Origin of the sequence: Streptomyces sp. NPDC047002, from assembly GCF_040704505.1 — a bacterium.
Classification (GTDB): Bacteria; Actinomycetota; Actinomycetes; order Streptomycetales; family Streptomycetaceae; genus Streptomyces.
Window position 1 is genome coordinate 14,854 of sequence record NZ_JBEYWC010000033.1, and the last position, 25,854, is coordinate 40,707.

General features: G+C 74.3%; 21 protein-coding genes and 1 pseudogene. 12 read left to right on the top strand and 10 right to left on the bottom strand.

Features of this window, described 5'->3' with window-relative positions; genetic code table 11:
* Positions 1 to 46: 46 nt before the first annotated feature.
* Positions 47 to 688 (bottom strand): phosphatase PAP2 family protein, encoded by a 642-nt coding sequence (locus tag AB0910_RS25410; RefSeq protein WP_366746953.1) that lies wholly within the window; start codon positions 686 to 688, stop codon positions 47 to 49.
* Positions 689 to 944: 256 nt separating this feature from the next.
* Here AB0910_RS25410 and AB0910_RS25415 point away from each other — a divergent pair, with 256 nt between their 5' ends.
* Entirely contained in the window at positions 945 to 1,766 is an 822-nt protein-coding gene (locus AB0910_RS25415) for an LLM class F420-dependent oxidoreductase (RefSeq protein WP_366746954.1), read from the top strand.
* Between the two features lie 87 nt (positions 1,767 to 1,853).
* Here the strand turns inward: AB0910_RS25415 and AB0910_RS25420 are convergent, their stop codons facing one another.
* Both AB0910_RS25420 and AB0910_RS25425 read right to left on the bottom strand, forming a co-directional pair.
* Positions 1,854 to 4,142, bottom strand: coding sequence for a prolyl oligopeptidase family serine peptidase (locus AB0910_RS25420; protein ID WP_366746955.1), 2,289 nt, complete (start codon positions 4,140 to 4,142; stop codon positions 1,854 to 1,856).
* 419 nt (positions 4,143 to 4,561) lie between these two features.
* Entirely contained in the window at positions 4,562 to 5,968 is a 1,407-nt protein-coding gene (locus AB0910_RS25425) for an FAD-linked oxidase C-terminal domain-containing protein (RefSeq protein WP_366746956.1), read from the bottom strand.
* 213 nt (positions 5,969 to 6,181) lie between these two features.
* Between AB0910_RS25425 and AB0910_RS25430 the strand changes: the two genes are divergently transcribed.
* Complete coding sequence (locus AB0910_RS25430) at positions 6,182 to 7,147, top strand: pyridoxal-phosphate dependent enzyme (RefSeq protein ID WP_366746957.1); 966 nt, start codon at positions 6,182 to 6,184, stop codon at positions 7,145 to 7,147.
* An 18-nt stretch (positions 7,148 to 7,165) separates the two neighbouring features.
* On the opposite strand, the gene AB0910_RS25435 is transcribed toward AB0910_RS25430, so the two are convergent.
* The gene (locus AB0910_RS25435) at positions 7,166 to 8,059 is read right to left on the bottom strand and encodes a helix-turn-helix transcriptional regulator (protein WP_366746958.1); all 894 of its coding nucleotides are present in this window, start codon (positions 8,057 to 8,059) and stop codon (positions 7,166 to 7,168) included.
* Between the two features lie 140 nt (positions 8,060 to 8,199).
* On the opposite strand from AB0910_RS25435, the gene AB0910_RS25440 reads away from it, so the two are divergent.
* Positions 8,200 to 9,219, top strand: coding sequence for an aldo/keto reductase (locus AB0910_RS25440; protein WP_366746959.1), 1,020 nt, complete (start codon positions 8,200 to 8,202; stop codon positions 9,217 to 9,219).
* Between the two features lie 55 nt (positions 9,220 to 9,274).
* Here AB0910_RS25440 and AB0910_RS25445 read toward each other — a convergent pair whose 3' ends face one another.
* Together AB0910_RS25445 and AB0910_RS25450 are read right to left on the bottom strand one after the other, a co-directional pair.
* Entirely contained in the window at positions 9,275 to 9,880 is a 606-nt protein-coding gene (locus AB0910_RS25445; RefSeq protein ID WP_366746960.1) for a TetR family transcriptional regulator, read from the bottom strand.
* 98 nt (positions 9,881 to 9,978) lie between these two features.
* A complete protein-coding gene (locus AB0910_RS25450) occupies positions 9,979 to 12,636 on the bottom strand; it encodes a SpoIIE family protein phosphatase (RefSeq protein WP_366746961.1) in 2,658 nt (885 codons plus the stop codon).
* 245 nt (positions 12,637 to 12,881) lie between these two features.
* Here AB0910_RS25450 and AB0910_RS25455 point away from each other — a divergent pair, with 245 nt between their 5' ends.
* Complete coding sequence (locus AB0910_RS25455; RefSeq protein WP_366746962.1) at positions 12,882 to 14,474, top strand: MDR family MFS transporter; 1,593 nt, start codon at positions 12,882 to 12,884, stop codon at positions 14,472 to 14,474.
* A gap of 184 nt (positions 14,475 to 14,658) precedes the next feature.
* On the opposite strand, the gene AB0910_RS25460 is transcribed toward AB0910_RS25455, so the two are convergent.
* Positions 14,659 to 15,096 carry an Lrp/AsnC family transcriptional regulator gene (locus AB0910_RS25460; protein ID WP_366746963.1) on the bottom strand — a complete coding sequence of 146 codons (438 nt, stop codon included), beginning with the start codon at positions 15,094 to 15,096 and terminating at the stop codon, positions 14,659 to 14,661.
* A gap of 239 nt (positions 15,097 to 15,335) precedes the next feature.
* Here AB0910_RS25460 and AB0910_RS25465 point away from each other — a divergent pair, with 239 nt between their 5' ends.
* The 5 genes and pseudogenes from AB0910_RS25465 to AB0910_RS25485 all read left to right on the top strand — a co-directional run bounded on the left by AB0910_RS25465 (position 15,336) and on the right by AB0910_RS25485 (position 20,314).
* The gene (locus AB0910_RS25465) at positions 15,336 to 16,478 is read left to right on the top strand and encodes an acyl-CoA dehydrogenase family protein (protein ID WP_366746964.1); all 1,143 of its coding nucleotides are present in this window, start codon (positions 15,336 to 15,338) and stop codon (positions 16,476 to 16,478) included.
* Between the two features lie 46 nt (positions 16,479 to 16,524).
* Positions 16,525 to 16,668, top strand: a pseudogene (locus AB0910_RS25470) (hypothetical protein); the annotation flags it as partial.
* A gap of 390 nt (positions 16,669 to 17,058) precedes the next feature.
* Positions 17,059 to 18,345: an extracellular solute-binding protein gene (locus tag AB0910_RS25475; RefSeq protein WP_366746965.1), complete on the top strand. Its 1,287-nt coding sequence runs from the start codon at positions 17,059 to 17,061 to the stop codon at positions 18,343 to 18,345.
* Between the two features lie 101 nt (positions 18,346 to 18,446).
* On the top strand, positions 18,447 to 19,397 hold the full coding sequence (locus AB0910_RS25480; protein ID WP_366746966.1) for a sugar ABC transporter permease: 951 nt from the start codon (positions 18,447 to 18,449) through the stop codon (positions 19,395 to 19,397).
* Complete coding sequence (locus AB0910_RS25485; RefSeq protein ID WP_345642479.1) at positions 19,394 to 20,314, top strand: carbohydrate ABC transporter permease; 921 nt, start codon at positions 19,394 to 19,396, stop codon at positions 20,312 to 20,314. The genes AB0910_RS25480 and AB0910_RS25485 overlap by 4 nt, the downstream gene beginning before the upstream one ends.
* Positions 20,315 to 20,417: 103 nt before the next feature.
* Here AB0910_RS25485 and AB0910_RS25490 read toward each other — a convergent pair whose 3' ends face one another.
* Positions 20,418 to 20,984, bottom strand: a complete 567-nt coding sequence (locus tag AB0910_RS25490) for a TetR family transcriptional regulator (protein ID WP_366746967.1) — start codon at positions 20,982 to 20,984, stop codon at positions 20,418 to 20,420.
* Positions 20,985 to 21,067: 83 nt separating this feature from the next.
* Here AB0910_RS25490 and AB0910_RS25495 point away from each other — a divergent pair, with 83 nt between their 5' ends.
* The gene (locus AB0910_RS25495) at positions 21,068 to 21,988 is read left to right on the top strand and encodes an SDR family oxidoreductase (RefSeq protein ID WP_366746968.1); all 921 of its coding nucleotides are present in this window, start codon (positions 21,068 to 21,070) and stop codon (positions 21,986 to 21,988) included.
* 57 nt (positions 21,989 to 22,045) lie between these two features.
* Here the strand turns inward: AB0910_RS25495 and AB0910_RS25500 are convergent, their stop codons facing one another.
* The gene (locus AB0910_RS25500; RefSeq protein WP_366746969.1) at positions 22,046 to 22,624 is read right to left on the bottom strand and encodes a helix-turn-helix domain-containing protein; all 579 of its coding nucleotides are present in this window, start codon (positions 22,622 to 22,624) and stop codon (positions 22,046 to 22,048) included.
* A gap of 85 nt (positions 22,625 to 22,709) precedes the next feature.
* Here AB0910_RS25500 and AB0910_RS25505 point away from each other — a divergent pair, with 85 nt between their 5' ends.
* The gene (locus AB0910_RS25505) at positions 22,710 to 23,591 is read left to right on the top strand and encodes an SDR family oxidoreductase (protein WP_366746970.1); all 882 of its coding nucleotides are present in this window, start codon (positions 22,710 to 22,712) and stop codon (positions 23,589 to 23,591) included.
* A 295-nt stretch (positions 23,592 to 23,886) separates the two neighbouring features.
* Here AB0910_RS25505 and AB0910_RS25510 read toward each other — a convergent pair whose 3' ends face one another.
* Entirely contained in the window at positions 23,887 to 24,576 is a 690-nt protein-coding gene (locus AB0910_RS25510; RefSeq protein WP_366746971.1) for an HAD family phosphatase, read from the bottom strand.
* A gap of 163 nt (positions 24,577 to 24,739) precedes the next feature.
* Between AB0910_RS25510 and AB0910_RS25515 the strand changes: the two genes are divergently transcribed.
* Positions 24,740 to 25,792: a lactonase family protein gene (locus AB0910_RS25515; RefSeq protein WP_366746972.1), complete on the top strand. Its 1,053-nt coding sequence runs from the start codon at positions 24,740 to 24,742 to the stop codon at positions 25,790 to 25,792.
* Positions 25,793 to 25,854 lie beyond the last annotated feature (62 nt).

Sequence of the window (25,854 nt, forward strand, 5' to 3'; positions counted from 1 at the left end):
CCGCGATCCGGCTGCCGCAGGGGAGCGCCGCCGTCCGGGGGGCTGGTCAGCGGGCGTGCGCCGGGGTGCGCGCCGTGAGCAGCGGCGCCAGCGCCCCGGTGCTGAGCCGGGCCACCAGCGGACCGACCGCGCGGGCGAACAGCCTGCTCACCGCGTACGCGACCGGCAGGGACAGCACGGCCGACGCGATCACGTCGTGCGGGTAGTGCGCCCCCACGTAGACCCGCGTGAAGCCCTCGAACAGCGCGAAGAGGGTGGCGACGGAGGCGAGCCGCCGGTCGAGCAGCCACAGCGCGGCCACCGTCGCGAAGGCCGTGGTGCTGTGGCCGCTGGGGAAGGCGTAGTCGCTGCGCACCGGGCACGCCTCGACGAAGTAGTCGTGCGGCAGCGAGTAGCACGGCCGCACCTCGGCGATCAGCTTCTTGAACACCTCGGCGACGGCGAAGGTGACCGCGACCGCCACCGGGACGGCGAGCGCGAGCGTCATCGCGGGGGCGCCGCGCCTGCGCGCCTTCCACCAGCCGATCACCATGAGCACCGCGAAGACGCCGAGGCCCGCGTTGGTCCACAGCGCGAGGGGCCCGTTGAGCGAGGGCGTGTGCCGGGCGAAGTCGGTCACGCCGGTGAAGAGGGAGCCGTCGATGCCCGAGCCGTCGAAGGCGAGGGTCACCGCCGCGTGCGTGGTCATCAGCCGCTTCCTCCACAGGTGTCGCACGGGCGCGCCGGCGGGGGAGCCGGTCGGCCAAGTTCGTCTACAAGACTGTAGACGAAGGGTCGGAGGCGGCCAAATCGATGAACGACAGGTGGCCGGAGAGTGAACGACGGGGGTGCGTGCGAGGTTCCCGCCCCCGGCGGGCCGTCGCGGTGACGGATGTCCGTAGAGCCGTTGCGCGGGCGGACAACGGGGAAGGGATCACCCCGAAGGACACGCGAAAGGGACCACAGTGAAGTACGGCATCTCCACTTTCATCACCGACCAGGGCATCGGCCCCGCCGCCCTCGGCAGGGCGCTCGAGGAGCGCGGCTTCGACCAGCTGCTGATCGCCGAGCACTCCCACATCCCGGTGGACCGCCGCTCGCCCTGGCCGGGCGGTGGCACACTGCCCGCGAAGTACTACCGCACCCTCGACCCGTTCGTCGCCCTCACCGCCGCCGCCGTGGTGACCGAGCGGCTGCTCGTCGGCACGGGCGTCGCCCTGGTGGGGCAGCGGGACCCGATCCACACGGCGAAGGAGGTCGCCTCGCTCGACGTGGTGTCCGGCGGACGGGCCGTCCTCGGGGTCGGCGTCGGCTGGAACCGCGAGGAGATGGCCAACCACGGTACCGACCCCGCCACCCGGGGCCGCCTGGTCAACGAGCGCCTCGCCGTCATCCGCTCCCTGTGGACCGAGGAGACCACCGAGTTCCACGGCGAGTTCATCGACCTCGATCCCCTCTACCTCTGGCCGAAGCCGGTGCGCGCGCCGCACCCGCCGGTGTACGTGGGCGGCGGGGAGCGCGCCTTCCCCCGCGTGGCGGAGCACGGCGACGCCTGGCTCGCCAACGCGCTGCCGCCCGCGGAACTCGGCCCGCTGATGAAGCGGCTCAACGACCTCGCGGGCCGCGAGGTCCCCGTGACGGTCTTCGGCGCGGGCCACCGCCCGGAAGAGGTCGCCGCCTACGCAGAACTCGGCGTGGACCGCGTACTGTTCGACCTCCCGACCGAACCCGGGGCGGACTCGCTGCGCGCCCTCGACAGCATGGCCGCCGTGGCGGCGCTGAGCTAGGCGGCCCGCCCGCACCGCGGGCTCCCCGGCCGGACGGCCGCGGCGCGGGTCTCGCCGGGCGAGCGCCGCGCCGCGGGGCGGCTGCCGTCAGTCGTCCGGGTGCAGGTGCGTCGTCGTGGAGCGCCACAGCCGCACCGCGGGCGACGGTGCGGGGGCTCCGCGGTGCTTGCCCCGCCCGTGGCCGGTCCGCTGCTCGGGCACCGCGCCCTGCGGGGCGAGACCGGTGTGGTGGGCGAGGAAGGTCAGGATGTCGGCTTCCAGAGCCGAGGACGACGAACCGTGCTGCGCCTCGTGGTCGCGGCGCATCAGCACCGGCGGACCCGCGGTCGCGTGCTGGAGCGCGGCGCACATCTTGCGCACGTGCTCGGCGCCCGTGTGCGTGTCGCCCGCGGCGCCGCACAGCAGGGTGGCCGGGTAGCGGACGCCGGGCGTGACACGGTGGTACGGGGAGAGCTCCAGCAGGGCGGCCGCCTGGCGCGGTCCTTCCGGGGTGCCGTACTCCTTGGTCCAGGTGCTGCCGAGGCCGAAGCGGTCGTAGCGCACCATGTCCGTCAGCGGGCCGTTGACGGCGACCGCGGCGTACAGGTCGGGGCGGCGGGTGACGGCGGCCGTCACCAGCAGACCGCCGTTCGACCCTCCGAACGCGGCGAGCCTGGTCCGGTCCGTCCAGCCCTCCCTGATCAGCCACTCCGCCGCGTCGTTGAGGTCGTCGGCGGCGCGCGTCCTGCCGAACGGGCCGCTGCCCGCCTCGTGCCAGCCGCGACCGCCCTCGCCGCCGCCGCGCACACACGCGATGGCGAACACCCCGCCCGCGGTGGCCCACGCGTAGGCCATCGGCCGGTAACTCGGTCTCATGAGCACGCCGAATCCGCCGTATCCCGTGATCATCAGCGGACGCGGCCCGTCGTCCGCGTCGCCCCTGCTGAGCAGGAAGAGGGTGACGGGCACGCTGTCGCTCGCCCAGTACGTGAACTGCCGCGTCGTCAGGCCCGTACGGGGCAGCTGCACCGGCGTGTACACGTTGGCCGGCGCGTACGCGGTGTCGCCCGACGGCGCGTCGGCCGGCGCGACGGGCGCGGGCGTCTCCGGCCACTCCTGCCACGGGAAGACCGTGCCGGTGGTCGCGTCGTAGCAGTACACGCGGGGCGGCGTGCCGAAGTCGGAGTAGGTGAACCAGGCGCGCGGGCCGCCCGCGGGATCGGCGCGCAGCGCCGTGACCGTGCCCGTGCCCGGCAGGGGGACCTCCGCCATCTCCTGGCCGTCCGTCGCGTTGTGCACCGTCAGCCTGCTGACCGCCGCCGTGGTGCGCAGCACGAGCAGCACCGGCGCGGCGAGCGAGACGTGGTGCAGCATCGCGCTGTCCCCGAGGACCGCCTTCGGGTGCTCGGGCACCAGCTCGCGCCACCGGCCGGCCCCGTGGCGCGGCGTCAGCGGCCCCGCGGAGGCGAGGATGCGCCCGCGCGGCGCCAGGTGGTCGGTGTGCATCCGGGCCGTGCCGTCGGGGTGGAGCCGCACGGAGGCCAGGGCGCCCCGGGGCGAGCCGCTCACGATCCGGTGCCAGCTCGGCCGCGCCGGGTCGTCCTCGGGGACCCAGGCGAGCCACAGGTCGTTGCCGGAAGCGGCGCCCGTCACCACCGAGACGATCAGCCGGGTGCCGTCGGACGAGATGGTCAGCCCGAAGTGCGTGGCGCGGCCGACCGTGTCCCCGAACACCTCCTCGTCCTCGGCGGCGGGACGCCCGATGCGGTGCAGCCGCACGCGCAGCGGGTCGTCGGCCGACTCCGACCCCGACACGTAGTAGAAGGCGGCCGCCCCGGGCAGCCAGGCCACGGGGGAGTGGCGCAGCCCGGGGACCGGCTCGCCGAGCGGGCCGCTGCCGTCCGCCGCGTACACCAGCAGGACCGTGGTGTGCCCGCCGTCGGGCGCGAACTGGCAGGCCACCCGGTCGCCCTCCCACGAGGGCCGCCACAGCGCGAGGCGCGTGCGGCCCCCGAGGTCCGCGGCCGGGTCGGCGACCACGTACTCGCGCGGCTGGTCCCACGCGTCGGGCTCGGTCGCGCACAGCACGGCCTGGTCCCGGCCGGGCAGCAGGCGCTCGGTGAAGGAACGCCGGCCCCGGGTGACCGGCGCCGACATCCGGAACGGCGCCGTGGCGTCGGCCAGCGCGCGCCCCCACGCCTCCCCGTCCGTCCAGGTGGCGCGGTGGGCGGCGAACAGCGCGTCCTGCCGCGCCGCCCAGCTGCGGGTGCGCGAGCTGTCGGCCGATTCGAGCCAGCGGTACGGGTCGGGTACCTGCGAGCCGTGGACGGTGTCCACGAGCGGCTGCCGGTACGTGTCGGGTGGGCGGAACGCGTCGTCGGAACGGGATGGGCACATGGGGCGGCCGTGGCCTCTCGGTCGAAGGAGGGGGGAAGCCGACGAGGGGCGCGGACGCCGGGCGGTCCACGCCGTCCGCCGAGCCGCGCCGCCACGCCGTGGGAACCTGGCCCGCCGCAGGGCGGACACTGCGTCACTTCGTCAGTTCTGGTCGCCCTCGTACACGTCGGCGATCCACCGCGGCACCGAGGCGTCTTGGACCGGTCCGTCGTGCGGGCTCCAGTCATCCGCCGGAAGAAGCATCTCTTCTCTCCCTTTGTCCCTGAACAGCCGGACATCACCGGCTTGGACACAACACTGCCCACCGGTCACCTGGAGTAACGCGAAGTAACCTGGGAGCGTGAAAAGGAAGTTCGTCCTACAACCCCGCATCCGCGGCGTGCGACGGCGCGCGCCGCGCGCCGCGGCGAGCCCCTGCCTCAGGAACCCGGCATCCCCACCACCTTGCCGGGGTTGAAGAGGCCGAGCGGGTCGAGCGTACGCTTCACCGCCTCCTGCATCGCGCACACCTCAGGGCCGAGCTCCGCCCGCATCCCGCCCCGCTTCAGCAGCCCCACGCCGTGCTCGCCCGTCACCGTGCCGCCGAGCGCCACCGCCTGGTCGAGCAGCTCGTCGAACGCCGCCTGCGCCGCCCGGCGCGCCGCGTCGTCGCCCGGCGGGGTGATCAGCAGCGGGTGCAGATTCCCGTCGCCCGCGTGCGCGATCGTCGCGATCCGCACCCCGTGCCTGCGCCCGATCTCCTCCGTGCGGGCCAGCATCGCCGGCACGGCGGACCGCGGCACGCACACGTCCTCGGTGAGTACGGGGCCGAGCCGCTCCAGCGCGGGGTAGGCCAGCCGCCGCGCCTCGAACAGCGCCTCCGCCTCGACGGCGTCCGTGGACCGCTCGGCCCAGCGCGCGCCCGACTCGGTGAACGCCCGGGCCACCGCCCGCGCCTCCTCTGCGCCCGCCTGCCCGGGCGCGTCGAGCCTCGCGAGCAGCAGCGCCCCCGCGTCCGGTTCGAGCCCCAGGTGCTTCCACTCCTCGACGGCTTCGAGGCAGGCGCGGTCGAGCAGTTCGAGCGCGGCGGGCGCGAGGCCGCGCCGGGTGCAGAGCGCGACCGCCTCGCCCGCGGCCACCAGGCTGTCGAACGCGCCCACCACCGTGTGCGGGACGTCGCGCCGCGCGGGCCGCAGCCGCAGGGTGACCTCGGTGACCACGCCGAGCGTGCCCTCGGAGCCGACGAACAGCGAGGCCAGGTCGTATCCCGACACGCCCTTGGTCGTGCGCCTGCCGAGCCGCACGGCCGTGCCGTACTCTCCGGCCGGCCCGCCCACCACCGCTTCGAGGCCGAGCACGTAGTCGCGGGTCACGCCGTACTTGAGGCAGCACAGGCCGCCCGCGTTCGTCGCCACGTTCCCGCCGATCGTGGACCACGGCGCGCTCGCCGGGTCCGGCGGATACCAGAGCCCGTGCTCGGCGACGGCCCTCTTGAGGTCGTCGTTGACCACGCCGGGCTGGACCACGGCGACCAGGTTCTCCGCGTCGATCTCCAGCACCCGGTCCATCCGGGACAGGTCGAGGACGAGGCACCCCTCCGTGGCGTTCGCCCCGCCGGACAGGCCCGTGCCCGCGCCGCGCGGCACCACCGGCACGCCGAGCTCCGCGCAGGCCCGCACGGCCGCCCGCACCTGCGCGGCCGAGACGGCGCGCAGCGCGGCGAGCGGCCGCCCCGCGGGCGCCCACTCGGCGTCGTCCGCGCTCAGGGACGCCAGCACGTCGGGATCGGTGACCAGGTCGGCCTCCGGCAGGGCCGCGGCGAGAGCCGCGCGGGGATCGGCGGACATGAGGGTGACCTCCTCGGTCGTACGGGCCCGCGCGCCGCGCCCCGGGAGGGGCGCGCGCCGCAGGCGCCCTGTGCGCCTCTCACGCTAACCGGCGCGCCCGGGACCCGGCAGGGCCGCCAAACCCCCCGGCGGAAGGGGGTGCCCGATGGGATACGTTCGGGACCGTTCGCTGACCCGTACGGCCCGAGTGCCGTCCCGCCCTGGAGCGCCCGTATGACGAACACCCCGCCGGTCACCCTGGACGATGTGCGCGACGCCGCCGAGCGGATCGAGGGCGTCGCCCACCGCACGCCCGTGCTGCGCTCCCGCACTCTCGACGAGCTGGCGGGCGCCGAGGTCTACCTCAAGTGCGAGAACCTCCAGCGGGTCGGGGCGTTCAAGTTCCGCGGCGCCTACAACGCCGCCTCGCGGCTGTCCGCAAAGCAGCTCGCCGCGGGCATCGCCGCGTACTCCTCGGGCAACCACGCGCAGGCCGTCGCGCTCGCCGCGCGCGAACTGGGGAGCACCGCCGTCATCCTCATGCCGGAGGACACGCCGCGCTCCAAGCGGGAGGCGACCGCCGGGTACGGCGCCGAGATCCTCACCTACGACCGCTACACCGGCGACCGGGTCGCGCTCGGTGAGGCGATGGCGGCCGAGCGCGGGCTCGCGCTGATCCCGCCGTACGAGCACCCGCACGTCATCGCGGGCCAGGGCACGGCGGCGCTCGAACTCGCCGAGGAGGTGGAGGGGCTCGACACACTCGTCGTGCCCGTCGGCGGTGGCGGGCTGCTCGCGGGCTCCGCGGTCGCGGCGAAGGGGCTCGACCCGGCGATCCGGGTGGTCGGCGTCGAGCCGGAGACCGGCGACGACACCAAGCGGTCCCTGGAGGCTGGTGTCCGCGTCAGCATTCCGGTGCCGCGGACCATAGCGGACGGCCAGGCGGCCTCGACCCCCGGCGAGCTGACGTTCTCCCTCAACCGGCGCCTGGTCGACGGCATCGAGCTCGTCTCCGACGACGAGATCCGCGGCGCCATGCGGCTCGCCTTCGAGCGGCTGAAGACCGTGATCGAGCCGAGCGGCGCGACCGGCCTCGCCGCCCTGCTGAACCGCCGGGTCGCGGGCGCGCGCCGCGTCGGTGTGATCATCTCAGGCGGCAACATCGACGCACGGCGCTTCGCCGAGCTCTGCGGCGGCTGACCTGCCGGGCGCCCCGGCTCAGGGCAGCAGCGGGGGCGCGGCGGCCAGGGCGGCGAGGCGCCGCAGCGCCGCCTCGGACGGCGAGCCGGGCTCCGCGGTGTGCGTGCCGAGAACCTGGTCGGCGTCGGCCGTGGGCGCGAGCGCCTCGTAGCCGAGCACCAGGTCGCCGACGAGCGGATGGCGGTAGTGCTTCACCCCGTGGCCGCGCTCATGCACGTCGTGCTCACCCCACCAGCGCCTGAAGTCCGCGTCGAGGTCGCACAGTTCGCCGGCGAGCTCCGCGAGTCTCCGGTCGCCGGGGTGGCGCCCCGCGTACAGGCGCAGCCCGGCGACCGTGCTGCGGGCGGCGGCCGGCCAGTCCGCGTAGAGCGTCCTGGCCGCCCCGTCGAGGAAGAGGAAGCGCACCATGTTGCGCTCCCGCACCGGCAGCGCGTCGAAGTCCGTGTAGAGCGCGCGGGCCGCCGGATTCGCCGCCAGGACGTCGTAGCGGCGGCCGAGCACCAGCGCGGGCGTGCCGCCGAGCGCGTCGAGCAGCCGCAGCAGCCCTGGCCGCACCCGCTGCGCCGACCGCACGGCGGACGCGTCCGCGCCCGGCGGCGCACCGGCGGAGCGCCGCCGCGCGGGCACCGCGAGCGTGCACAGGTGCGCACGCTCGGTCGGATCGAGCCGCAGGGCGCGCGCCAGCGCGTCGAGGACCGCGTCCGACACGTGCGCCGCTCGCCCCCGCTCCAGCCGCACGTAGTAGTCGACGCTGACCCCGGCGAGCCCGGCGACCTCCTCGCGCCGCAGGCCCGGCACCCTGCGGGGGCCTGGGCCCGCGGGCAGGCCCGCTTCGCGCGGCGCGAGGCGGGCCCGCCGGGACCGCAGGAACGCGCCGAACTCCCCGTTGACCCGGTCCTCCGCCTCGTCCATACGGCCAGGGTATGCCGCGCGCCCCGGCCCGAGGGGGCGCGGCAGTACCCCTCTCACGCGCTGCGGGCACCCGGCTGCGGTGGTTGGCTTGACGGCGAGGGCGGGGGACGAGGCGAGGCCGGAAGGCGGAAGCACAGGACATGGAACGCAGGATTCTCGGCGGCACGGGCATGTCGGTCAGCGAGTTCGCGCTCGGCACGATGATGCTCGGCGCGATGGGCAACACCGACCACGACGAGTCGGTGCGCATCGTCCACGCCGCGCTGGACGCCGGCATCAACTTCGTCGACACGGCGGACGTCTACTCGGACGGCGAGTCCGAGACCATCGTCGGCAAGGCGCTCAAGGGCCGGCGCGACGAGGTGGTGCTCGCCACCAAGTTCGGGATGCCGATGGGCGAGGACGCCGCCCTGCGGGGCGGCTCACGCCGGTGGATCGTGCGCGCGGTGGAGGACAGCCTGCGCCGCCTCGGTACCGACCGCATCGACCTCTACCAGATGCACCGCTGGGACCCGCACACCGAGCTGGACGAGACCCTGGCCGCGCTCACCGACCTGGTGCGGGCAGGGAAGGTGCGCGCGTTCGGCTCGTCGATGTTCTACCCGGAGCAGATCGTCGAGGCGCAGTGGGCCGCCGAGCGCCGCGGGCACCTCAGGTTCAGGTCGGAACAGCCGCAGTACAACATGCTGGTGCGCGGCATCGAGTCCAACGTCCTTCCCACGGCGCAGCGTTACGGCATGGGTGTGCTCACCTTCGGGCCGCTGGCGTCCGGCTGGCTCTCCGGCCGCCGCGACCCCACGGCCGGACACCGCAACGCGGGCCTCGGCGCCCGGCTGTTCGACCTCTCCGACCCGGGCAACCGGGCCAAGGCCGAGGCGGTGGAGCAGCTGGCCGAGGTCGCCGACGAGGCGGGGCTCGACATGCCGCGCCTCGCGACCGCGTTCGTCAGGTCCCACCCTGCCGTCACGTCCGTGCTGATCGGGCCCCGCACCCCGGAGCACCTGGCGGGGCTGCTCGCCGGCGCCGACACGGTGCTCGGCGACGACGTGCTCGACCGGATCGACGCGATCGTGCCGCCGGGCACGGACCTGAACCGCAACGACCTGATGTTCGTGCCCTCGGCACTCGACGACCGGCGGGCCCGGCGCATCGCCCGCTGAGGCGGGCGCCCTACGGCCCGCGGGACCCTCCGGCGGCCTACGGGACCCCGGGGTCTCACCTCACAGGGACGGCACCCTCGCGCATCCGCGCGATGCTCCAGTCGAGCGCCGCTTCGAGGTGGCCTGGACGGCCCGTCGCCAGCATGATCGACACCCCGCCCTGGATGCCGGCGAGCAGCGCGGCCGCGGCCGTGTCGACGTCGTAGGAGGCGGGCAGCAGGCCGTTGTCCCGTACGGCGCGCACGCCGGCCGCCAGATGCTCCTGCCAGGCGCGCAGCAGCTCCACGACGATGGCACGCGCGCCCGGCGTGGAGCGGCCGACCTGGTGGAACAGCGCCCCGAGCGGACAGGTGTCGCCCTGCGCCTCGTACCGTGCCACCACCACGTCCCGCCAGCGGTACCAGGCGTCCCAGGTGTCGAGGCAGCCCAGGTACGGCTGCTGGTCGTCGAGGACGCGGTCCGCCTCGTACTGCGCGATGGCGAGCAGGAGCTGGTCCTTGCCCTCGGGGAAGTAGTGGAACAGCTGGCTCTTGCTCGTCCCCGACCGCTGTCTGATGTCGTCGAGGGTGGCGGAGACGCCCGACTCGCGCAGCACCAGCGCAGCGGACTCCACGATCCTGGCGCGCGTGGCACGGCCCTTGGCGGTGAGGGCTGCGGTCATCGGATCCTCCCGGGGGAGCGGCGCGTCTGGACCCGGCGGTCCAGGGACGCCAGGCTACCGCGACGCCCCTGCGCGCGACGCGCGCGGGGGCTGCCCCCTCACCCGCGGGACATCTCCGCCCAGATCGTCTTGCCCTGGGGGGTACGGCGCGTGCCCCAGCGGTCGGCGAGCTGCGCGATGATGAACAGGCCGCGCCCGCCCTCGTCGTGGGTGCGCGCGTGGCGCAGGTGCGGCGTAGTCGGCGAGGCGTCCTTCACCTCGACCGTCAGCACCCGGCCCAGGATGAGCCGGAGGGTCAGCGGCGGGACGCCGTACCGCACGGCGTTCGTCACCAGCTCGCTGACGACGAGTTCGGCGCCGAACGCGGCCTCCCCGCCGACCCGGCCGGCCAGCCAGTCGACGGCCAGCGAGCGGGCGCGCGCCGGTGCCTGCTCGTCCGGGTCGAGCCGCCACGACACCGTGGTGTCGGCGGGCAGCGCCGTGGTCTCTGCGGCGAGGAAGACGGCGTCTGAGCCGTCCCCGTCCGCTGCGTTCTCCCCGCTGTTCCCGTGGCCCCCGCTGTCCCCGCGCGCGTCGCGCGCCAGCGCCTCGCAGATCGCACGGACGGAGTCGGACGCCGTGAAGGAGCCCAGCACCGGGCGGACCCGGGCGGCGGGCGAAGCGGAGAGCACGAGGGCGCTGCCCTCGGCGAGCTCGACCGTGAGCGAGGCGAACGGCGCGATGTCGAGGTCGCCGAGCACCGGACCCTCGGGCGCGCCGAGCGGCGCGAACGGGCCGCCGGGCGCGGCGAGCCAGGGGTCGGCGCCGCCGCCGCGCGCCACCGTGCACAGGCCGTCGCCCGCGTCGTGGACCGCGTACACGCAGGCCACGGTGAGCGGTTCCGCACGCAGCGGGTCGTGCGCCGGCAGGGCGCGCCGCTCGGCGGCCAGCTGGGCGACCACCTCGTCGACCCGGGCGAGCAGCTCGTCGGGTTCGATGCCGAGCGTCGCGAAGGCGCGCACCGCGGTGCGCACCTGCCCCATGGCGGTCGCCGCGTGGATGCCGTCGCCCGCGACCTCGCCCACCACGAAGGCGCTGCACGCCCCGGACAGCGGGATCACGTCGTACCAGGCGCCGCCGCCCGCCGGCCCCGGCCGGTACGCGTGCGCCGTACGCACCCCGAGCGGCGGGTCGTCGGCGCGCTGCGGCAGCAGCCTGCGCTGCACGGTCGCGGCGAGCGCCCGCTCGTGCGCGTACCGCCGCGCGTTGTCGACGGCGAGCGCCGCGTGCGCGGCGATCTCGACGGCCGTGGCGACCTCGTCGCGCGTGAACGGCTCCGACGCGCCCGTGCGGTACAGGTGCAGCAGCCCGAGCGCGCCGCCGCGCAGGGCGAGCGGCACCACGAGGAGCGTGTGCGTTCCGGGCGGCACCGGCTTCCCGCCCTCCGTGCGCGACCCGCTGCCGCGCAGGTCGGCCAGGTGCGGCTGCAGGTCGTCGAGCGCCCGCGCCTCAGGACCCGCCCTCCGCAGCACCCGGGCCTCCCCGGCCCGCTCCCCGCAGGGCCGAGCGGCAGGCCACGCCCCCGACACCCCGCCCGCGCCTGCGGGCGTGACGGCGCCTTCTTCGTCCGTGACGGCCCCGACGCCCGCCGCCGCATCCCCGGCGCCCGCGCCGCCGTACCCCGCCGCCGGACCGGCGCCCGCATCGGAGAGGCTCCCCGCGTCCGCCTCGCTGCCCTCTGACGCACCGGCGCGAGCGGCCTTGCCCGCGGCGGTGTCCGCCCCGCCGTCCTCGGCCGGTTCCGCGGCGGCGGCGCCGGCGGCTCCGGCGGAGGGCGCGCCGCGGGCCGGCGCCCGGTCGTGCAGCGGGGTGCCGACGGCGGCCGCGCACCGCAGGAGTGGGGCCTGGGCGCCGCCCGGCACCGGGGGCTGCGCGCCGTGGACGACGGTGTCCGCGATCTCCACCTCCACGCGGTCCGCGAAACCGGGGGCCAGGGTCTGCGCCAGGTCCTGGCAGGTGGCCACGGTGTCCAGGGACCTGCCGACCCGGTCGCGTGCCGTGGCGAGCAGGTCGGCGAGCGCCTTCGCGCGCTCCCGCTCCGTGCGGTCGACGGCCACCACCGCGAGGCCGAGCACCCTGCCGTCCGCGCGGTCGTGCAGCCGGAAGCAGGAGACGGCGTACAGCCGTTCACGCGTGCGCTGCGGGTCCGCGAAGACGCGGACCGTGCGCTCGACCGCCGGGACGCCGGTGGCGAGGATCCGCCGCGCCGCCGCCTCCTGGCCCGCCGGGTCCGCGAGCCGGTACACCTCGTCGAAGCGCCGGCCCGCAGGGGCCGAGCGCGCCGTACCGCTGTCGGCCCGCACGACGCGCAGATCCGTGTCGAGGATGTGCAGCCCCACCGGCGACTGGCCGAACAGCGCGTCGAGCACCGCCGCGTCCCAGGCCCTCTCCTCGGGCCCGTCCCCGCCCTCGCCCGCCTCCGCCAGCTCCACTGTCCAGCACAGCGCGCCCGCGGCCCCGCCGGTTTCACCTGCCTCACCGGTCCCACTGGTCGCCTCCGCCTCCGCGGGCCACCGCGCCCCGTCGTCCACGTACGGCCGTACGCGCAGCGCCGCGTCGCACGTCGACGTGGCCCACACCGCAGGCCTGCCGACCGCCTCGGCGCGTGAGCGGCCGAATACCCGCTCGGCCCGCGCGCTCCAGCGGCACACCGTCCCCGCGCCGTCCATGATGAGCAGGGGGCCCTCGCCCGCCGGTGCCCGCCGCTCCTGTGCCACCTCGGGCTCCCTTCGCTGCCGGTACGCGCCGCCCCGCGTGGCCTCGCCGTACAGGCAACGGTGCCAACAGCCGGGCCGTACGGCGACCCGAGGCGGTCCACCGGGCGGTCCCGGGGCCGGGCGGCGCCCCGCGCGGTTCCGCCGCTTGCCAACTTGCCGGTCGGCCAGTAAGTTACTTGCCGACCGGTAAGTAAGCGGGCGTGGTGACGGCGTCCCGCAGGCGCAGACGGACGGACGGTTCCCCGATGACCCCACAAGCACCGAGCGCGGCACCGCCGCGGCTCTCCCCCCGGCAGATCATGGCGGCGATGGTCGCCCTGCTCATCGCCATGCTGCTGGCGATGCTGGACAACACGATCGTGGCGCCTGCGCTGCCCACGATCGTCGGCGACCTCGGCGGCCTCGAACACCTGTCGTGGGTGACGACCGGCTACATCCTGGCCTCCACCGCCGCCACGCCGATCTGGGGCAAGCTCGGCGACCTGTACGGCCGCAGGAAGACCTTCCTCGCCTCCATCGCCCTGTTCCTCGTCGGCTCGGCGCTGTGCGGCATGGCCCAGAACTTCGGCGAACTGGTCGGCTTCCGCGCCCTCCAGGGGCTCGGCGCGGGCGGCCTGATGGTCGGCGTGCTGGCCGTCGTCGCGGACATCGTGCCGCCGCGCGAGCGCAGCAAGTACCAGGGCGTGATGATGGCGGCGATGCCGGTCGCCATGATCGGCGGACCGCTCGTCGGCGGCTTCATCACCGACCACCTCAGCTGGCGGTGGGCCTTCTACGTCAACCTGCCGCTCGGCGTGCTCGCCCTCGCCGTCGCCTGGTTCACGCTGCGCACCCTGCCGAAGGGCAGCGGCGCGGGACGCGTCGACTGGTGGGGCGCGGCGCTGCTGACCACCTGGATCACCGCGCTCGTGCTGCTCACCAGCTGGGGCGGCGGCCAGTACGCCTGGCTCTCCGCGCCGATCATCGGCCTCGCCGTCCTCACCGTCGCCGCGTTCGCCGCCTTCGTGCTGGTCGAGCGGCGGCTCGCCGACCCGGTCATGCCGCTCTCCGTCTTCCGCAGCCGCAACTTCTCGCTCGCCGGGACCCTCGCGTTCCTCTCCGGCTTCGCGATGTTCGGCGGCGTGACGTTCCTGCCGCAGTTCCAGCAGTTCGTCCAGGGCTCGTCGGCCACCAACAGCGGCCTGCTGCTGATGCCGATGATGATCGCCGCCATGGTGGTCTCGATCGCGAGCGGCACGCTCATCGGCCGCACCGGCCGCTACAAGGCCTTCCTCGTCGCGGGTGCCGCGCTGATGGCGGCAGGACTCGGCCTGTTCGCCACCATGGACACCGGCACCTCGTCGCTGGTGACCTCGTTGTTCATGGTGCCGCTCGGCATCGGCCTCGGCTGCCTGATGCAGACCACCACGCTCCTCGCGCAGAGCAGCGCCCCGCTGAGGGACATGGGCGCGGCCACCGGCGCCTCCACCTTCCTGCGCAACATGGGCGGCTCGGTCGGCGTCTCCGTCCTCGGCTCGGTGTACGCGAGCGGGCTCAGCTCCCGCCTCGGCTCCGCGGGCGGCGCCGCGGCGGGCTCGGCGCAGTCCATGACGCCCGAGGCGCTGCGCCGGCTGCCCGAGGCGGCCAGGCACCTGTTCGCATCGGCCGTCACCCACGGGGTCGTCGAGGTCTTCACGGTCGCCTCGGTCGTCGCCGCGTGCGGCGTCGCGGTGGCGCTGTTCGTCAAGCACGTCCCGCTGCGCGGGTTCGGCGGCGCGGACAAGGCCGCGGCCGGGCCCGCCGCCTCGGGCGCGGAGCCGGAGCGGCAGCCCGCGGCCGAGGCGGCCGCCGCCGGGTGAAACGGGGGAGCGGGGGAGCTGTCCTGCCCGGGGCCCGCCTTCCGAGCCGTCCGCCGCCGTCGGGGACCGTCCTTCTCACCGGACGGTCCCCGGCGGCGGTCCCCGTCGTGCGGCCCCTGCGCGGATCCCGGCCCCGGCCTTACGGGAGTACGGCCGGGGCCGGCCGTACCCAGGACCGCCGCCGTCACGGCCGCGACCAGGACCCCAGCACCATCAGCGTCTTGGTGCCGGTGATCTGGCCGGAGCGGCGCAGCCCGTCGATGACGTGCTGGAGGTGGTCGAGGTCGCGCACCCGCACGTGCAGCAGCGCGTCGGGGTCGCCCGCCATGGTGAACACCGCCTGGACCTCCGGCACGGTGTACGCGCTCGCCACGATCTCCCGCACCGGTGTCGTGCCCGCGAACCGCAGCTCGACGAACGCCTCGATGCCCCGGCCGAGCTTCGCGTGGTCCACCCGCGCGGTGAAGCCGGTGATCACCCCCGTCTCCCGCAGCCGGTCCACCCTGCGCTTGACGGCCGCGACGGACAGCCCGACCTCGGCCGCCATCTCGGAGAACGTGCGCCTGCCGTCCTCGCGCAACAGCCGCAGCAGCCGGTGGTCCGTCTCGTCCACATCCGCCATCGAACGCCCCTCCGCCTCACCGACCGACCCGTGTCAAGCAAACTATTGCAGGCTTTCCCCGCTACGGCGGAAAGACTTTGCGACTTGGCGGCCTGTGCGCGCCAGATACTTGCCTGGCACCCGGCGCCGCGTTCTGATCAGCGAGTAGCGTGGCGTGGCCCCCCCGCCCGGCCGGAGGATGGCCCCGTCCGCACCCGTCCGTCCGTACCCCTGCCGGTACTTGCCAGAAGGAAGCCGCCGTGTCCGTCGACCGCCTGCTGCCCAGTGAAGAGGCCCAGGACCTGCTGGCGCTCACCCGCCGGCTCGCCGACCGCGAACTCGCTCCGATCGTCGACGGCCACGAGCGCGCCGAGACCTACCCCGAGGGGCTGTTCGGGCTGCTCGGCGATGCCGGGCTGCTCGGCCTGCCGTACCCGGAGGAGTCCGGCGGCGGGGGGCAGCCGTACGAGGTGTACCTGCAGGTCCTCGAGGAGCTCGCGGCGCGCTGGGCGGCCGTCGCGGTGGCGACGAGCGTGCACACCCTCGCGGCCTACCCGCTGATGACCTTCGGCACGGCAGCGCAGCGCGAGCGGTGGGCCGAGGACGTGCTCTCCGGCGCGCTCGTCGGCGGCTACAGCCTCTCCGAGCCGCAGGCGGGCTCCGACGCCGCGGCCATCGCCTGCAAGGCGGAGCCCGCGGACGGCGGCTACCGCGTCACCGGCTCCAAGGCCTGGATCACGCACGGCGGCAGAGCGGGCTTCTACGCCCTGTTCGCGCGCACCGGCCCCGGCACCCACGGCGTCTCCTGCTTCCTCGCCCCCGGCAGCGCGGACGGGCTCACCTTCGGCGCCCCCGAGGAGAAGATGGGGCTGCACGCCGTGCCGACCACCGCCGCCTACTGGGACGGCGCGCTGCTCGAAGCCGACCGGCTGATCGGCACGGAGGGCCAGGGCCTCGAAATCGCCTTCAGCGCACTGGACTCGGGCCGCCTCGGCATCGCCGCCTGTGCCACCGGCCTCGCCCAGGCGGCGCTCGACGCGGCCGTCGCCTACGCCAACGAGCGGACCACCTTCGGCCGCCGCATCATCGACCACCAGGGGCTCGGCTTCCTGCTCGCCGACATGGCCGCGGCCGTGGGCTCGGCCCGCGCCACCTACCTGGACGCGGCCCGCAGACGGGACGCGGGCCGCGACTACAGCAGGCACGCGAGCATTGCCAAACTCACCGCGACGGACGCGGCGATGAAGGTCACCACGGACGCGGTCCAGGTCTTCGGCGGCTACGGCTACACCCGCGACTACCCGGTCGAGCGCTATATGCGCGAGGCCAAGATCATGCAGATCTTCGAGGGCACGAACCAGATCCAGCGCCTGGTCATCAGCCGCGGCCTCGCCACGCACTGACGTGGGAGCCCGGCCCGCGCGTACGCCCGCGCCCCGGCGGACAATCGTGCACACGCCGGGGATCGGCCGCGGCCTCGCCGGCGGCGAGTGGTCGCGCGTGCAGCCGCTGATCGAGGCCGAGTTGTGCGACCGGGGCGTCGCGGTCACGGTCTACGACCTCCCGGCGGCCCGGCCCTCGGGCGGCCGCTGACACCCCGGGCGGGGCGCGGGCCTGGCGGGGCGGTGTGACTACTGACGGGTATGGTGAGGCGGCAGGCGGCGCGGACACCTGCCGCTTCCGCGTACCCGCTCGCAGTACCCACATTCCCGATCAGGAACCAACTTTTCTCAACAGCTGTCCGGAATGCCGCCAACGGGGGCCATGCGGCGTTGTGTTGCCGTCTGTCCGGTGGAAAACGGGCACACGTCGATATCGCAATCGTTTGATGTCTTGACACTCGACCTGTGTATTGGTGACATCTGTCGGGTCACGTTCGTTTGTGTTCTATTCGCAGCAGCCCCGCAGGGAGGGGTCATGAAGCTTTTCTCGACTGACGGTCGACGATCGGGACCCGGTATACCCATACCTGACATGTCGTCCATGTCCCGACGGTCCGTGCTTCGTGGCGCCGTCCTGGGCGCCGGAGTGGTCGCGGCAGGGCCGCTGCTGACCGCGTGCGGCGGCAGCGGCGGGAGCTCGGGCGGCTCCGGCGGCAAGACGGTCACCTTCGGCTCCAACGCGGCGGTGCCGCAGCCGAAGGGCGCGTACGTCAACGTCTTCGGCGCCGCCAAGAAGGCCACCGGCATCACGGTCAAGCCCAACTGGGTCGACCACAACACCTTCCAGCAGAACATCTCGAGCTACCTCCAGGGCAACCCGGACGACGTGTTCAACTGGTTCGCGGGCGAGCGCATGCAGTTCTTCGCGGGCCAGGGCCTCGCCAGCGACGTCGACGACGTCTGGAAGAAGATCGGCTCGCACTACACCGACGCCATGAAGGCCCAGAGCAAGGCGCCGGACGGGCACTACTACCTCGTGCCGTTCGACTACTACCCGTGGGCCGTCTTCTACAGCAAGAGCCTGTGGAAGAAGAAGGGCTACTCCGTCCCCACCACCTGGGACGAGTACATCGCCCTCGCGAAGAAGATGAAGGGCGACGGCATCACCCCGATCGCCTTCACCAACAAGGACGGCTGGCCGTCCATGGGCACGTTCGACTACCTGAACATGCGCATCAACGGCTTCGACTTCCACATCGACCTGATGCGCAAGGGCGACAAGTGGAACACGCCCCAGGTGAAGGCCGTGTTCGACCAGTGGCGCGAGCTGATCCCGTACTACTCACCGGGGTTCGCCGGCCAGACCTGGCAGGAGGGCGCCCAGGCGCTGGTCAACCAGAAGGCCGGCATGATGGTCCTCGGGCTCGACCAGATCGGCACGATCTTCACCGGTGACAAGGCGGCCGACCTCGGCCTGTTCGCCTTCCCCGAGATCAACCCGAAGTACGGCCAGACCGCGGTCGAGGCGCCCGTCGACGGCTTCATGGTCTCCAAGTCGCCCAAGAACAAGGACGGCGTCGACAAGCTCCTGAGCTACCTCGGCACCGCGCCGGCGCAGCAGCTGTGGCTCGGCACCAACCCGGCGGACATCGCCACCGCGAGCGGCGTCGACACCTCGAAGTACACCCAGCCGCAGAAGGACGCCGTCAAGCTGATCACCGGCGCCAAGAGCCTCTCGCAGTTCATGGACCGCGACACGCGGCCCGACTTCGCCGACCCGGTCATGATCCCGGCGATCCAGAAGTTCCTGAACAGCCCCGGCGAGACCGCCTCCATCCTGTCGAACGTCGACAAGCAGGCCAAGACCATCTGGGCGAGCGGCAGCTGATCCGTCCGCTCGACCCCTGAGGGCCGGGTGCGGCGCCCGCGACCGCGGGCCCCGCACCCGGCCCCTACGGCACAGCCCGGTGTGAGAACGACGAGGAACACATGACTGTTGTGGACGGCGCGGCGCCGCCGCGGACCACGCCCCCCAAGACCAAGCGACGCCATCTGAGGCAGCTCACCGTGCGGGACCGGGTGAGCCTCGGCCTGATGGCCGGCATCCCCACCCTGATCACCGTGGCGTTCGTCTGGGTGCCCGCCCTGGCATCGATCGTCCTGTCGTTCTCCAGCTGGACCGGGTTCGGCGACTTCTCCACGATCCAGTGGGTCGGCACCGAGAACTACAAGAACATCTTCACGATCTACCCGCCCTTCGACCCGGCGATCGAGCACAACCTGATCTGGCTCGCGGTCTTCTTCGTGCTGCCCGCGCCCTTCGGGCTGTTCCTCGCCGTGCAACTGGACAAGCAGATCCGCTACTCCCGGATCTACCAGTCCATCCTGTTCCTGCCCGTGGTGCTCTCCCTCGCGCTGATCGGCTTCATGACCGAGCTGATCTTCTCGCCCACCCAGGGACTCATCAACAACCTCACCGGGCACGCGGACCACCACGTCGTCGACTGGATGGGCAACCCGCACCTGAACATCTGGGCCGTCATGATCATGGCCTGCTGGCGCCAGGCCGGCTATGTGATGGTGCTCTACCTCGCGGGCCTCAAGAGCGTCGACCCGTCGCTCAAGGAGGCGGCGGCGCTCGACGGCGCGGGCGGCGCGCAGACCTTCCGGCACGTGGTCTGGCCGGCGCTGCGCCCGATCAACGTCGTGGTCCTGGTGATCACCGTCATCGAGTCCCTGCGCGCCTTCGACATCGTCTACGTCATCAACAAGGGCACCAACGGCCTCGAACTGCTCTCGGTGCTGGTGACGGACAACATCGTCGGTGAGGCCAGCCGCATCGGCTTCGGCTCCGCGCTCGCGACGATCCTCCTGGTGATCTCGCTGGCCTTCATCGTGCCGTACCTGATCAGCATGTTCCGGAAGGACGAGCGAGGATGACGACGCTGACCACCGAGCGCACCGGGCTGCCCGCCGCCGCGCCCGCGCCCCGCGAGCGGCGCACCCCGCGGGCCGGCCGGATCGCGCTGCACGCCTTCCTGATCGGCACGTCCATCGTCTGGCTGCTGCCGCTGCTGTACGCCTTCTACACCGCGCTGCGTCCGTACGCGGACACCCAGAAGCACGGATACGTCTCCGTCGGCGGCCACTTCGGCTTCGGGAACTTCACCGCGGCGTGGGACCAGGCGCAGCTGCTGCACTACTTCTGGAACTCGGTCATCATCACCGTGCCCGCGCTGGTGGTCACGCTCTGGCTGTCCAGCATGGTCGCCTTCGTGGTGGCGCGGTTCAACTTCAAGCTGAACATCGCGCTGCTCATGCTGTTCACCGCGGGCAATCTGCTGCCCCAACAGGCCATCATCACGCCGCTGTTCAAGATGTACCAGATGATCCCGCTGCCGGAGTGGCTGGCCGCCTCGGGCAAGCTCGACGACTCGTTCCTCGGGCTCATCCTGATCCATGTCGCCTTCCAGACCGGGTTCTGCGCCTTCGTGCTGTCCAACTACATGCGCACGATCCCGAAGGAGCTGGGCGAGGCGGCGCTGGTGGACGGCGCGTCCGCCTGGCGGCAGTACTGGCAGCTCGTGCTGCCGCTGTGCCGTCCGGTGCTCGCGGCCCTCGCCACGCTCGAATTCACCTGGATCTACAACGACTTCTTCTGGGCGACCGTGCTGATGCAGACCGGCAGCAACCGGCCCATCACCGCGGCCCTCAACAACCTCCAGGGCCAGTTCTTCGTGAACAACAACCTGATCTCGGCCGCCGCGCTGATCGTGGCGGTCCCCACCCTGGTGGTGTTCTTCGCCCTCCAGAAGCAGTTCGTCTCCGGCCTGACGCTCGGCGCCAACAAGGGCTGAGCACAGGCGCGTACGCGCGACACCGCACACGGCGGTGCACGGTGCCCAGGGCACCGTGCACCGCCGTGTGCGTTCTCCCGGCCGCAGAGGCCCGCGCCTCCGTTCAGGCGCCCCCGGCCAGCGACCCCAGCTCGGCCAGCGCGGCCCGCATCAGCTGGGCCATGTCGCGCTCCTCGCCCGGCGCGACCCAGCGCTCGAAGCCGACCTTGAACACGGCGACGCCCGCCTCCGCCGCCAGGCTCGCCTCGGCCGGCGCCACCCCGCGCTGCCGCAGGGCGCCGGCGAGCGCCGCCGCCAGCGAGGCGAGCTTCATCAGCTCGCGCTCCAGGAGCTCCGCGTTCTGCAGGACCACGTCCTGCCGCTTGCGGGCGAAGTCGCGGCGGTCGGCGAAGAAGCCCGACACCGCGTCGTACCCCGCGGCCAGCGCCTCCATGGCGGCGGCGGACGGCTCGGCCCCGGCGACCGCGGCCACGAACACGTCCTGCATCGCGGGGGAGCTCGCGAAGAGCACCTCACGCTTGTCGGCGTAGTGGCGGAAGAAGGTCCGCTCCGTCAGCCCGGCCCGCCTGGCGATCTCCGCCGCGGTGGTCTGCTCGAAGCCGCGCTCGCTGTACAGGTCGAGCGCCGCCTTCGCCAGGCGTCCGCGCGCGTCCGGCTCCCATCGTCCCATGGTCGGATTCTATGCGATGGCAGTCACTGACATGGTGCGCTAGGCTGACGGCAGTCACTGACATCAATGTCTGGGGTTCTCTCATGCGCATCTTCGTGACCGGGGCGTCCGGCTGGATCGGCTCCGCCACCGTCCTCGAACTCATCGGCGCCGGCCACCAGGTGGTCGGGCTCGCCCGCTCCGAGAAGTCCGCGGCCGCCCTCGCGGAGGCCGGGGCCGAGACCGTACGGGGCACGCTCGACGACCTCGGCGTCCTGCGGGACGCCGCGGCCGCGTCCGACGGGGTGATCCACCTCGCCTTCAAGCACGAAAGCGCCTTCTCCGGCGGCTTCCAGGAGGCTGCCGAGGCGGACCGGCGCGCCGTCGAGGCCTTCGGCGACGCGCTCGCCGGGTCCGACCGGCCCTTCGTCCTCGCCTCGGGGCTGCTCGGCGTCGCACCCGGCCGGGTCGCGACCGAACGGGACATGCCGGCGGCCGAGGGCTCCCCGGTCGCCGTGCGGCTCGGCACGGCGGCGGTCGCGGTCGGCTTCGCCGAGCGCGGCGTGCGCTCCAGCGTCATACGGCTCTCGCCGACCTGTCACGGCGACGGCGACCAGGGCTTCATGGCCGCCCTCGTCGGCCTCGCGCGCCGGCACGGCGCCTCCGGCTACCCGGGCGACGGCGCCAACCGCTGGCCCGCCGTGCACCGCGACGACGCGGCACGGCTTTTCCGCCTCGCCGTCGAGAAGGCGCCCGCCGGCTCGATGCTCCACGGCGCGGCGGAGGAGGGCGTCGCCCTGCGCGAGGTCGCCGAGGTCATCGGCCGCCACCTCGGCGTGCCGGTGGGCCCCGTCGCCGACGAGGACCTGTCCGAGCGCTTCAGCTGGCTCGGCGGCCTCGTCGGACTCGACGCCCCGGCGTCCAGCGCCCGCACCCGCGAGCTGCTCGACTGGCACCCCACGGGCCCCGGCCTCCTGGAGGACCTCGACAAGGGCCACTACTTCACGGCGCCCGCCACGGCCTGACGGCCTGGCCCGGCAGCGCCCTGCCCCGGGCACGGCCGGGCCGCGCGGCCGGGCGGCTCAGGTCAGCGACGCGCTCGCCGCGCGCAGCTCCTCCAGCGCGGCGAGCACGCACCGGGCGAGCTCGTCCCCGCTGCTGCGCTCGCCCTCGGACCACTGCGCGAACCCCCGCTTGAAGGCGAGGACGCCCAGCTCGCCCGCGAGGGCGGCGGCCGGGCCCGGCACGCCGCGGTCGGCGAGCGCCGCGGTCATCGCAGCGGCGAGGCCGACGGACTTGAGCGTGTCGCGCTCCTGGAGCTCGGTGCTCGCGGCGACGGCCGCCTTCAGCCGGGGCGCGAGCTCGTGGTTGGCCGGGCCCATCGAGGTCGACGCGCGTTCGAGGCCCGCGGCCACTGCGGCGAGCGGCCCGGCGTCGGCCGGCGCCTCGGCTGTCCCCTCGGCCAGCAGCCTGCTCAGCGTCTCCTGGCCCGCCACGAGCAGCTCGCGCTTGTCGGGGAAGTGCCGGAAGAACGTGCTCTTGGTGACGCCCGCGCGCTCGGCGATCTGCGCGACCGTCGTGGCGTCGTACCCCTGCTCGGTGAACAGGTCGACGGCGGCCATGACCAGCCGTTCGCGCGCTCCCGGTGCCCATCTCCCCATGGGCCGATCATACGTGATGGGAGTCTTGTCCCATCACCCTGCTAGAGTCACGGGACAAGAGTCCCATCACGTTCTGGAGAGCCTCATGCGTGTCTTCGTCACCGGCGGTACCGGCCTGATCGGGTCCGCCGTCGTCGCCGAGCTGCTCGGCCACGGCCACACCGTCCTCGCGCTCGCGCGCTCCGACGCCTCGGCGGACGCGGCACGGGCGGCGGGCGCAGAGGCGCTGCGGGGCGGCCTCGCCGACCTGGACGTGCTGCGCTCGGGCGCGGCAGGGGCCGACGGAGTGGTCCACCTGGCGTTCGCCAACGACTTCAGCAGCCCCGAGGCGCTCGCCCGTGCGGTCGCCGAGGAGAGCGAGGCCCTCGCGGCGCTCGGCGGGGAACTCGTCGGCAGCGACCGCCCCTTCGTCACCGCCTCGGGCACGCCCCACGCGCCGGGCCGCGCCGCGACCGAGGCGGACCCCGTGCCCACCGAGGGACCGGTCGGCGGCCGCGGCCGAGCGGTCACGGCGGTGCTCGACCTGGCCGGGCGCGGCGTCAGGAGCGCGGCGGTGCGGCTGCCGCGCACGGTCCACCGCGACGGCAACGGCGGCTTCGCCGGGGTGCTGACCGGCATCGCGCGCAGGACCGGGGTGTCCGGTTACCCGGGCGACGGCACGCAGCGCTGGCCCGCTGTGCACGCGCTCGACGCCGCGGTCCTCTTCCGGCTCGCCCTCGAAGGGGCGCCGGCCGGCAGCGCCTGGCACGCCGTGGCCGACGAGGGGGACGCCGTACGCGACATCGCCGCCGTCATCGGCCGCAGGCTCGGCCTGCCGGTCGAGTCGGTGCCGACCGGGACGTACGGCCCGCTCGGCCCGATCTTCGAGGCCGACCAGCCCGCTTCGAGCGCCCGCACGCGGCAGGAGCTCGGCTGGCGGCCCGAGCACCCCGGCCTGCTGGAGGACCTGGAGAACATCCGGCCCTGACCGGCGCCCGGGTGCCGCCGCACGCGCGGGCGGCCGGATCATGCGGGACGCGGACGCCGGGCGCCCGCCCTGGGCCGCCGCGGTGTCGCCCGCGTACGGCTGCCGCGCGGCGGCCCCGCCCGGTCACGCGGCCGGGCGCCGCGCGGGGCGCCGGGCCGCCGAAGGCGTGCCGCGCGTGCGGCCGCCCGGGCCCGGGGGAGCGGTCGGCGGCTGTGCCTGTGCCCGGTGTGTCCGCTCCGGCGGCCCCGTGCGGGCGGTGGCGCGTCCCGCGCGGCCGCCGCGTGCGGACCGTACGTCAGACGGCCAGCCAGTCGTACGCGGCCTGCGCGGTGAACCCGGCGTGCCCTTCCCCGAACACCAGCTCCGCCGTGCGGAACTCAGGGCCCGGCCGTTCACCGGGCCCGACCGGCACGGAGAGCACCGCGAGGCACCGCATGCCCGCCGCATGCGCCGCCGCGACCCCGGGCCCCGAGTCCTCGACGACGGCGCACGCGTCCGGCGCCGCCCCGAGCCTGCGCGCCGCCTCGAAGAAGACGTCGGGCTCCGGCTTCCCCGCGCCGACCTCCTCGGCCGACACCGTCACGGGGAAGAACTCCGCGAGGCCGCCGTGCGCGAGCGCGGCGCCGATCGCCTCGCGCGAGGACCCGGACGCCACCGCCATCGGCACCCCGGCCGCACGCAGCCGCTCCACCAGCTTCCGCATCTGCGGGAACACCTCGGCCGACGACCGCAGCAGCTCCAGGTGCTCGGCGTTCAACTCGGCGAGCAGCGCGTCCACCGGGGGAGCGAGCGAGAAGCGCGCGGCCAGCACGTCGAGCGTCTCCCTCGTGCCCACGCCGATGAAGTCCGCGTGCTGCTCCCAGCCGAAGTCCGCCACCCCGTGGCGCGCCAGCACGCGCCGCGTGGCCTCGTAGTACAGCGGCTCGGTGTCGATCAGGGTGCCGTCGAGATCGAACAGGACGGCGGCGGTACGCGGGGAGCTCATGCACCCAGCATGCCAAGAAGCGGCCGACCCGGCCCCCGTCTCGCCCTGTACCAGCGCAAACGCCCCTGCTACGGTCGCCGGGGCCGCCTCAGGGGCACCCGCGCGCACGGCGGGCGGGCGCCGGCGGACGGCCGGCAGCCACCAGGAGCAAGGGGAGTTGAGCGTGAGCGAGCACCACGGCGGACGTGCCTTCATCGGGTCGTACACGGGAGCGGGGGGCCGTGGCATCGCCGTCGCGGACGTGGCGGCGGACACCGGGGCGCTCGCCGTGCGCTCGGTGCTCGACGCCGTGCCCGACCCCTCGTACCTGAAGCTGAACGCCGACGCGTCCGTCCTGTACGCCGTCTCCGAGACCGGCCACGGGCTCGCCGCCGCCTTCGCCGCCGCAGCGGACGGGACCCTCGCCGCGCTCGGCCGGGCCCGGGAGCTCGACGCGGCCGTACCGGCGCACCTCACCCTGGCCGACGGCCACCTGCTCGTCGCGAACTACGGCTCCGGCAGCTTCACCGTGCTGCCCGTCGCGGCCGACGGCTCCCTCGGCGAGGCGACGGACGTCCACGCGCACGAGGGCACCGGCCCGAACGCCGAGCGCCAGGAGGGCCCGCACGCCCACCAGGTGCTGCCCGACCCCAGCGGCCGCTGGGTGCTCGGCGTGGACCTCGGCACCGACGCGGTGCGGGTGTACCGGCTGGACCCGGCGGCCGGCAGGCTCGCCGTCCACTCCGAGACGGTGCTGACGCCCGGCCGCGGCCCCCGCCACCTGGCCTTCCACCCGGACGGCCGGCACGCGTACGTCCTGCACGAGCTGCACCCCTCGCTGAGCGTGTGCCGCTGGGACGACCGCACCGGGACGCTCGACGTGCTCGGGGAGGCCCCGCTGCTCGGCGCCGACGTGCCGGGCCGCGACACGAGCAACGCCTCCGCGATCGTCGTGGACCGCGGCGGCCGCTACCTCTGGGCCGCCAACCGCGGCCCCGACTCGCTCTCCGTGCTCGCCCTCGACGACACCCGCGAGAAGGCAGAGCTGGTCACCACCGTGCCGTGCGGCGGCCGTTGGCCCCGCGACCTGGCGCTCGACCCGGCGGGCCGCCGGCTCTACGCGGCCAACGAGCACTCGGGCGACGTCACCTGGTTCGACATCGACCCGGCCACCGGCGTCCCGGCGCGCGCCGGCTCCCTCGACCTGCCCGCGCCGTCCTGCGTCGTCTTCGGCTGACACGCACGCCCGGGGGGCCCGTCCGGAACGGCCGTTCCGCGCGGGCCCCTTCCGCAGGTCGG

Excerpts from the sequence above, each read along its gene's own strand:
- AB0910_RS25410 (WP_366746953.1), bottom strand. The coding sequence starts at position 688 with ATGACCACGCACGCGGCGGTGACCCTCGCCTTCGACGGCTCGGGCATC.
- AB0910_RS25420 (WP_366746955.1), bottom strand. The coding sequence starts at position 4,142 with ATGTGCCCATCCCGTTCCGACGACGCGTTCCGCCCACCCGACACGTAC.
- AB0910_RS25425 (WP_366746956.1), bottom strand. The coding sequence starts at position 5,968 with ATGTCCGCCGATCCCCGCGCGGCTCTCGCCGCGGCCCTGCCGGAGGCC.
- AB0910_RS25430 (WP_366746957.1), top strand. The coding sequence starts at position 6,182 with ATGACGAACACCCCGCCGGTCACCCTGGACGATGTGCGCGACGCCGCC.
- AB0910_RS25435 (WP_366746958.1), bottom strand. The coding sequence starts at position 8,059 with ATGGACGAGGCGGAGGACCGGGTCAACGGGGAGTTCGGCGCGTTCCTG.
- AB0910_RS25440 (WP_366746959.1), top strand. The coding sequence starts at position 8,200 with ATGGAACGCAGGATTCTCGGCGGCACGGGCATGTCGGTCAGCGAGTTC.
- AB0910_RS25445 (WP_366746960.1), bottom strand. The coding sequence starts at position 9,880 with ATGACCGCAGCCCTCACCGCCAAGGGCCGTGCCACGCGCGCCAGGATC.
- AB0910_RS25455 (WP_366746962.1), top strand. The coding sequence starts at position 12,882 with ATGACCCCACAAGCACCGAGCGCGGCACCGCCGCGGCTCTCCCCCCGG.
- AB0910_RS25460 (WP_366746963.1), bottom strand. The coding sequence starts at position 15,096 with ATGGCGGATGTGGACGAGACGGACCACCGGCTGCTGCGGCTGTTGCGC.
- AB0910_RS25475 (WP_366746965.1), top strand. The coding sequence starts at position 17,059 with ATGTCCCGACGGTCCGTGCTTCGTGGCGCCGTCCTGGGCGCCGGAGTG.
- AB0910_RS25480 (WP_366746966.1), top strand. The coding sequence starts at position 18,447 with ATGACTGTTGTGGACGGCGCGGCGCCGCCGCGGACCACGCCCCCCAAG.
- AB0910_RS25485 (WP_345642479.1), top strand. The coding sequence starts at position 19,394 with ATGACGACGCTGACCACCGAGCGCACCGGGCTGCCCGCCGCCGCGCCC.
- AB0910_RS25490 (WP_366746967.1), bottom strand. The coding sequence starts at position 20,984 with ATGGGACGATGGGAGCCGGACGCGCGCGGACGCCTGGCGAAGGCGGCG.
- AB0910_RS25495 (WP_366746968.1), top strand. The coding sequence starts at position 21,068 with ATGCGCATCTTCGTGACCGGGGCGTCCGGCTGGATCGGCTCCGCCACC.
- AB0910_RS25500 (WP_366746969.1), bottom strand. The coding sequence starts at position 22,624 with ATGGGGAGATGGGCACCGGGAGCGCGCGAACGGCTGGTCATGGCCGCC.
- AB0910_RS25505 (WP_366746970.1), top strand. The coding sequence starts at position 22,710 with ATGCGTGTCTTCGTCACCGGCGGTACCGGCCTGATCGGGTCCGCCGTC.
- AB0910_RS25510 (WP_366746971.1), bottom strand. The coding sequence starts at position 24,576 with ATGAGCTCCCCGCGTACCGCCGCCGTCCTGTTCGATCTCGACGGCACC.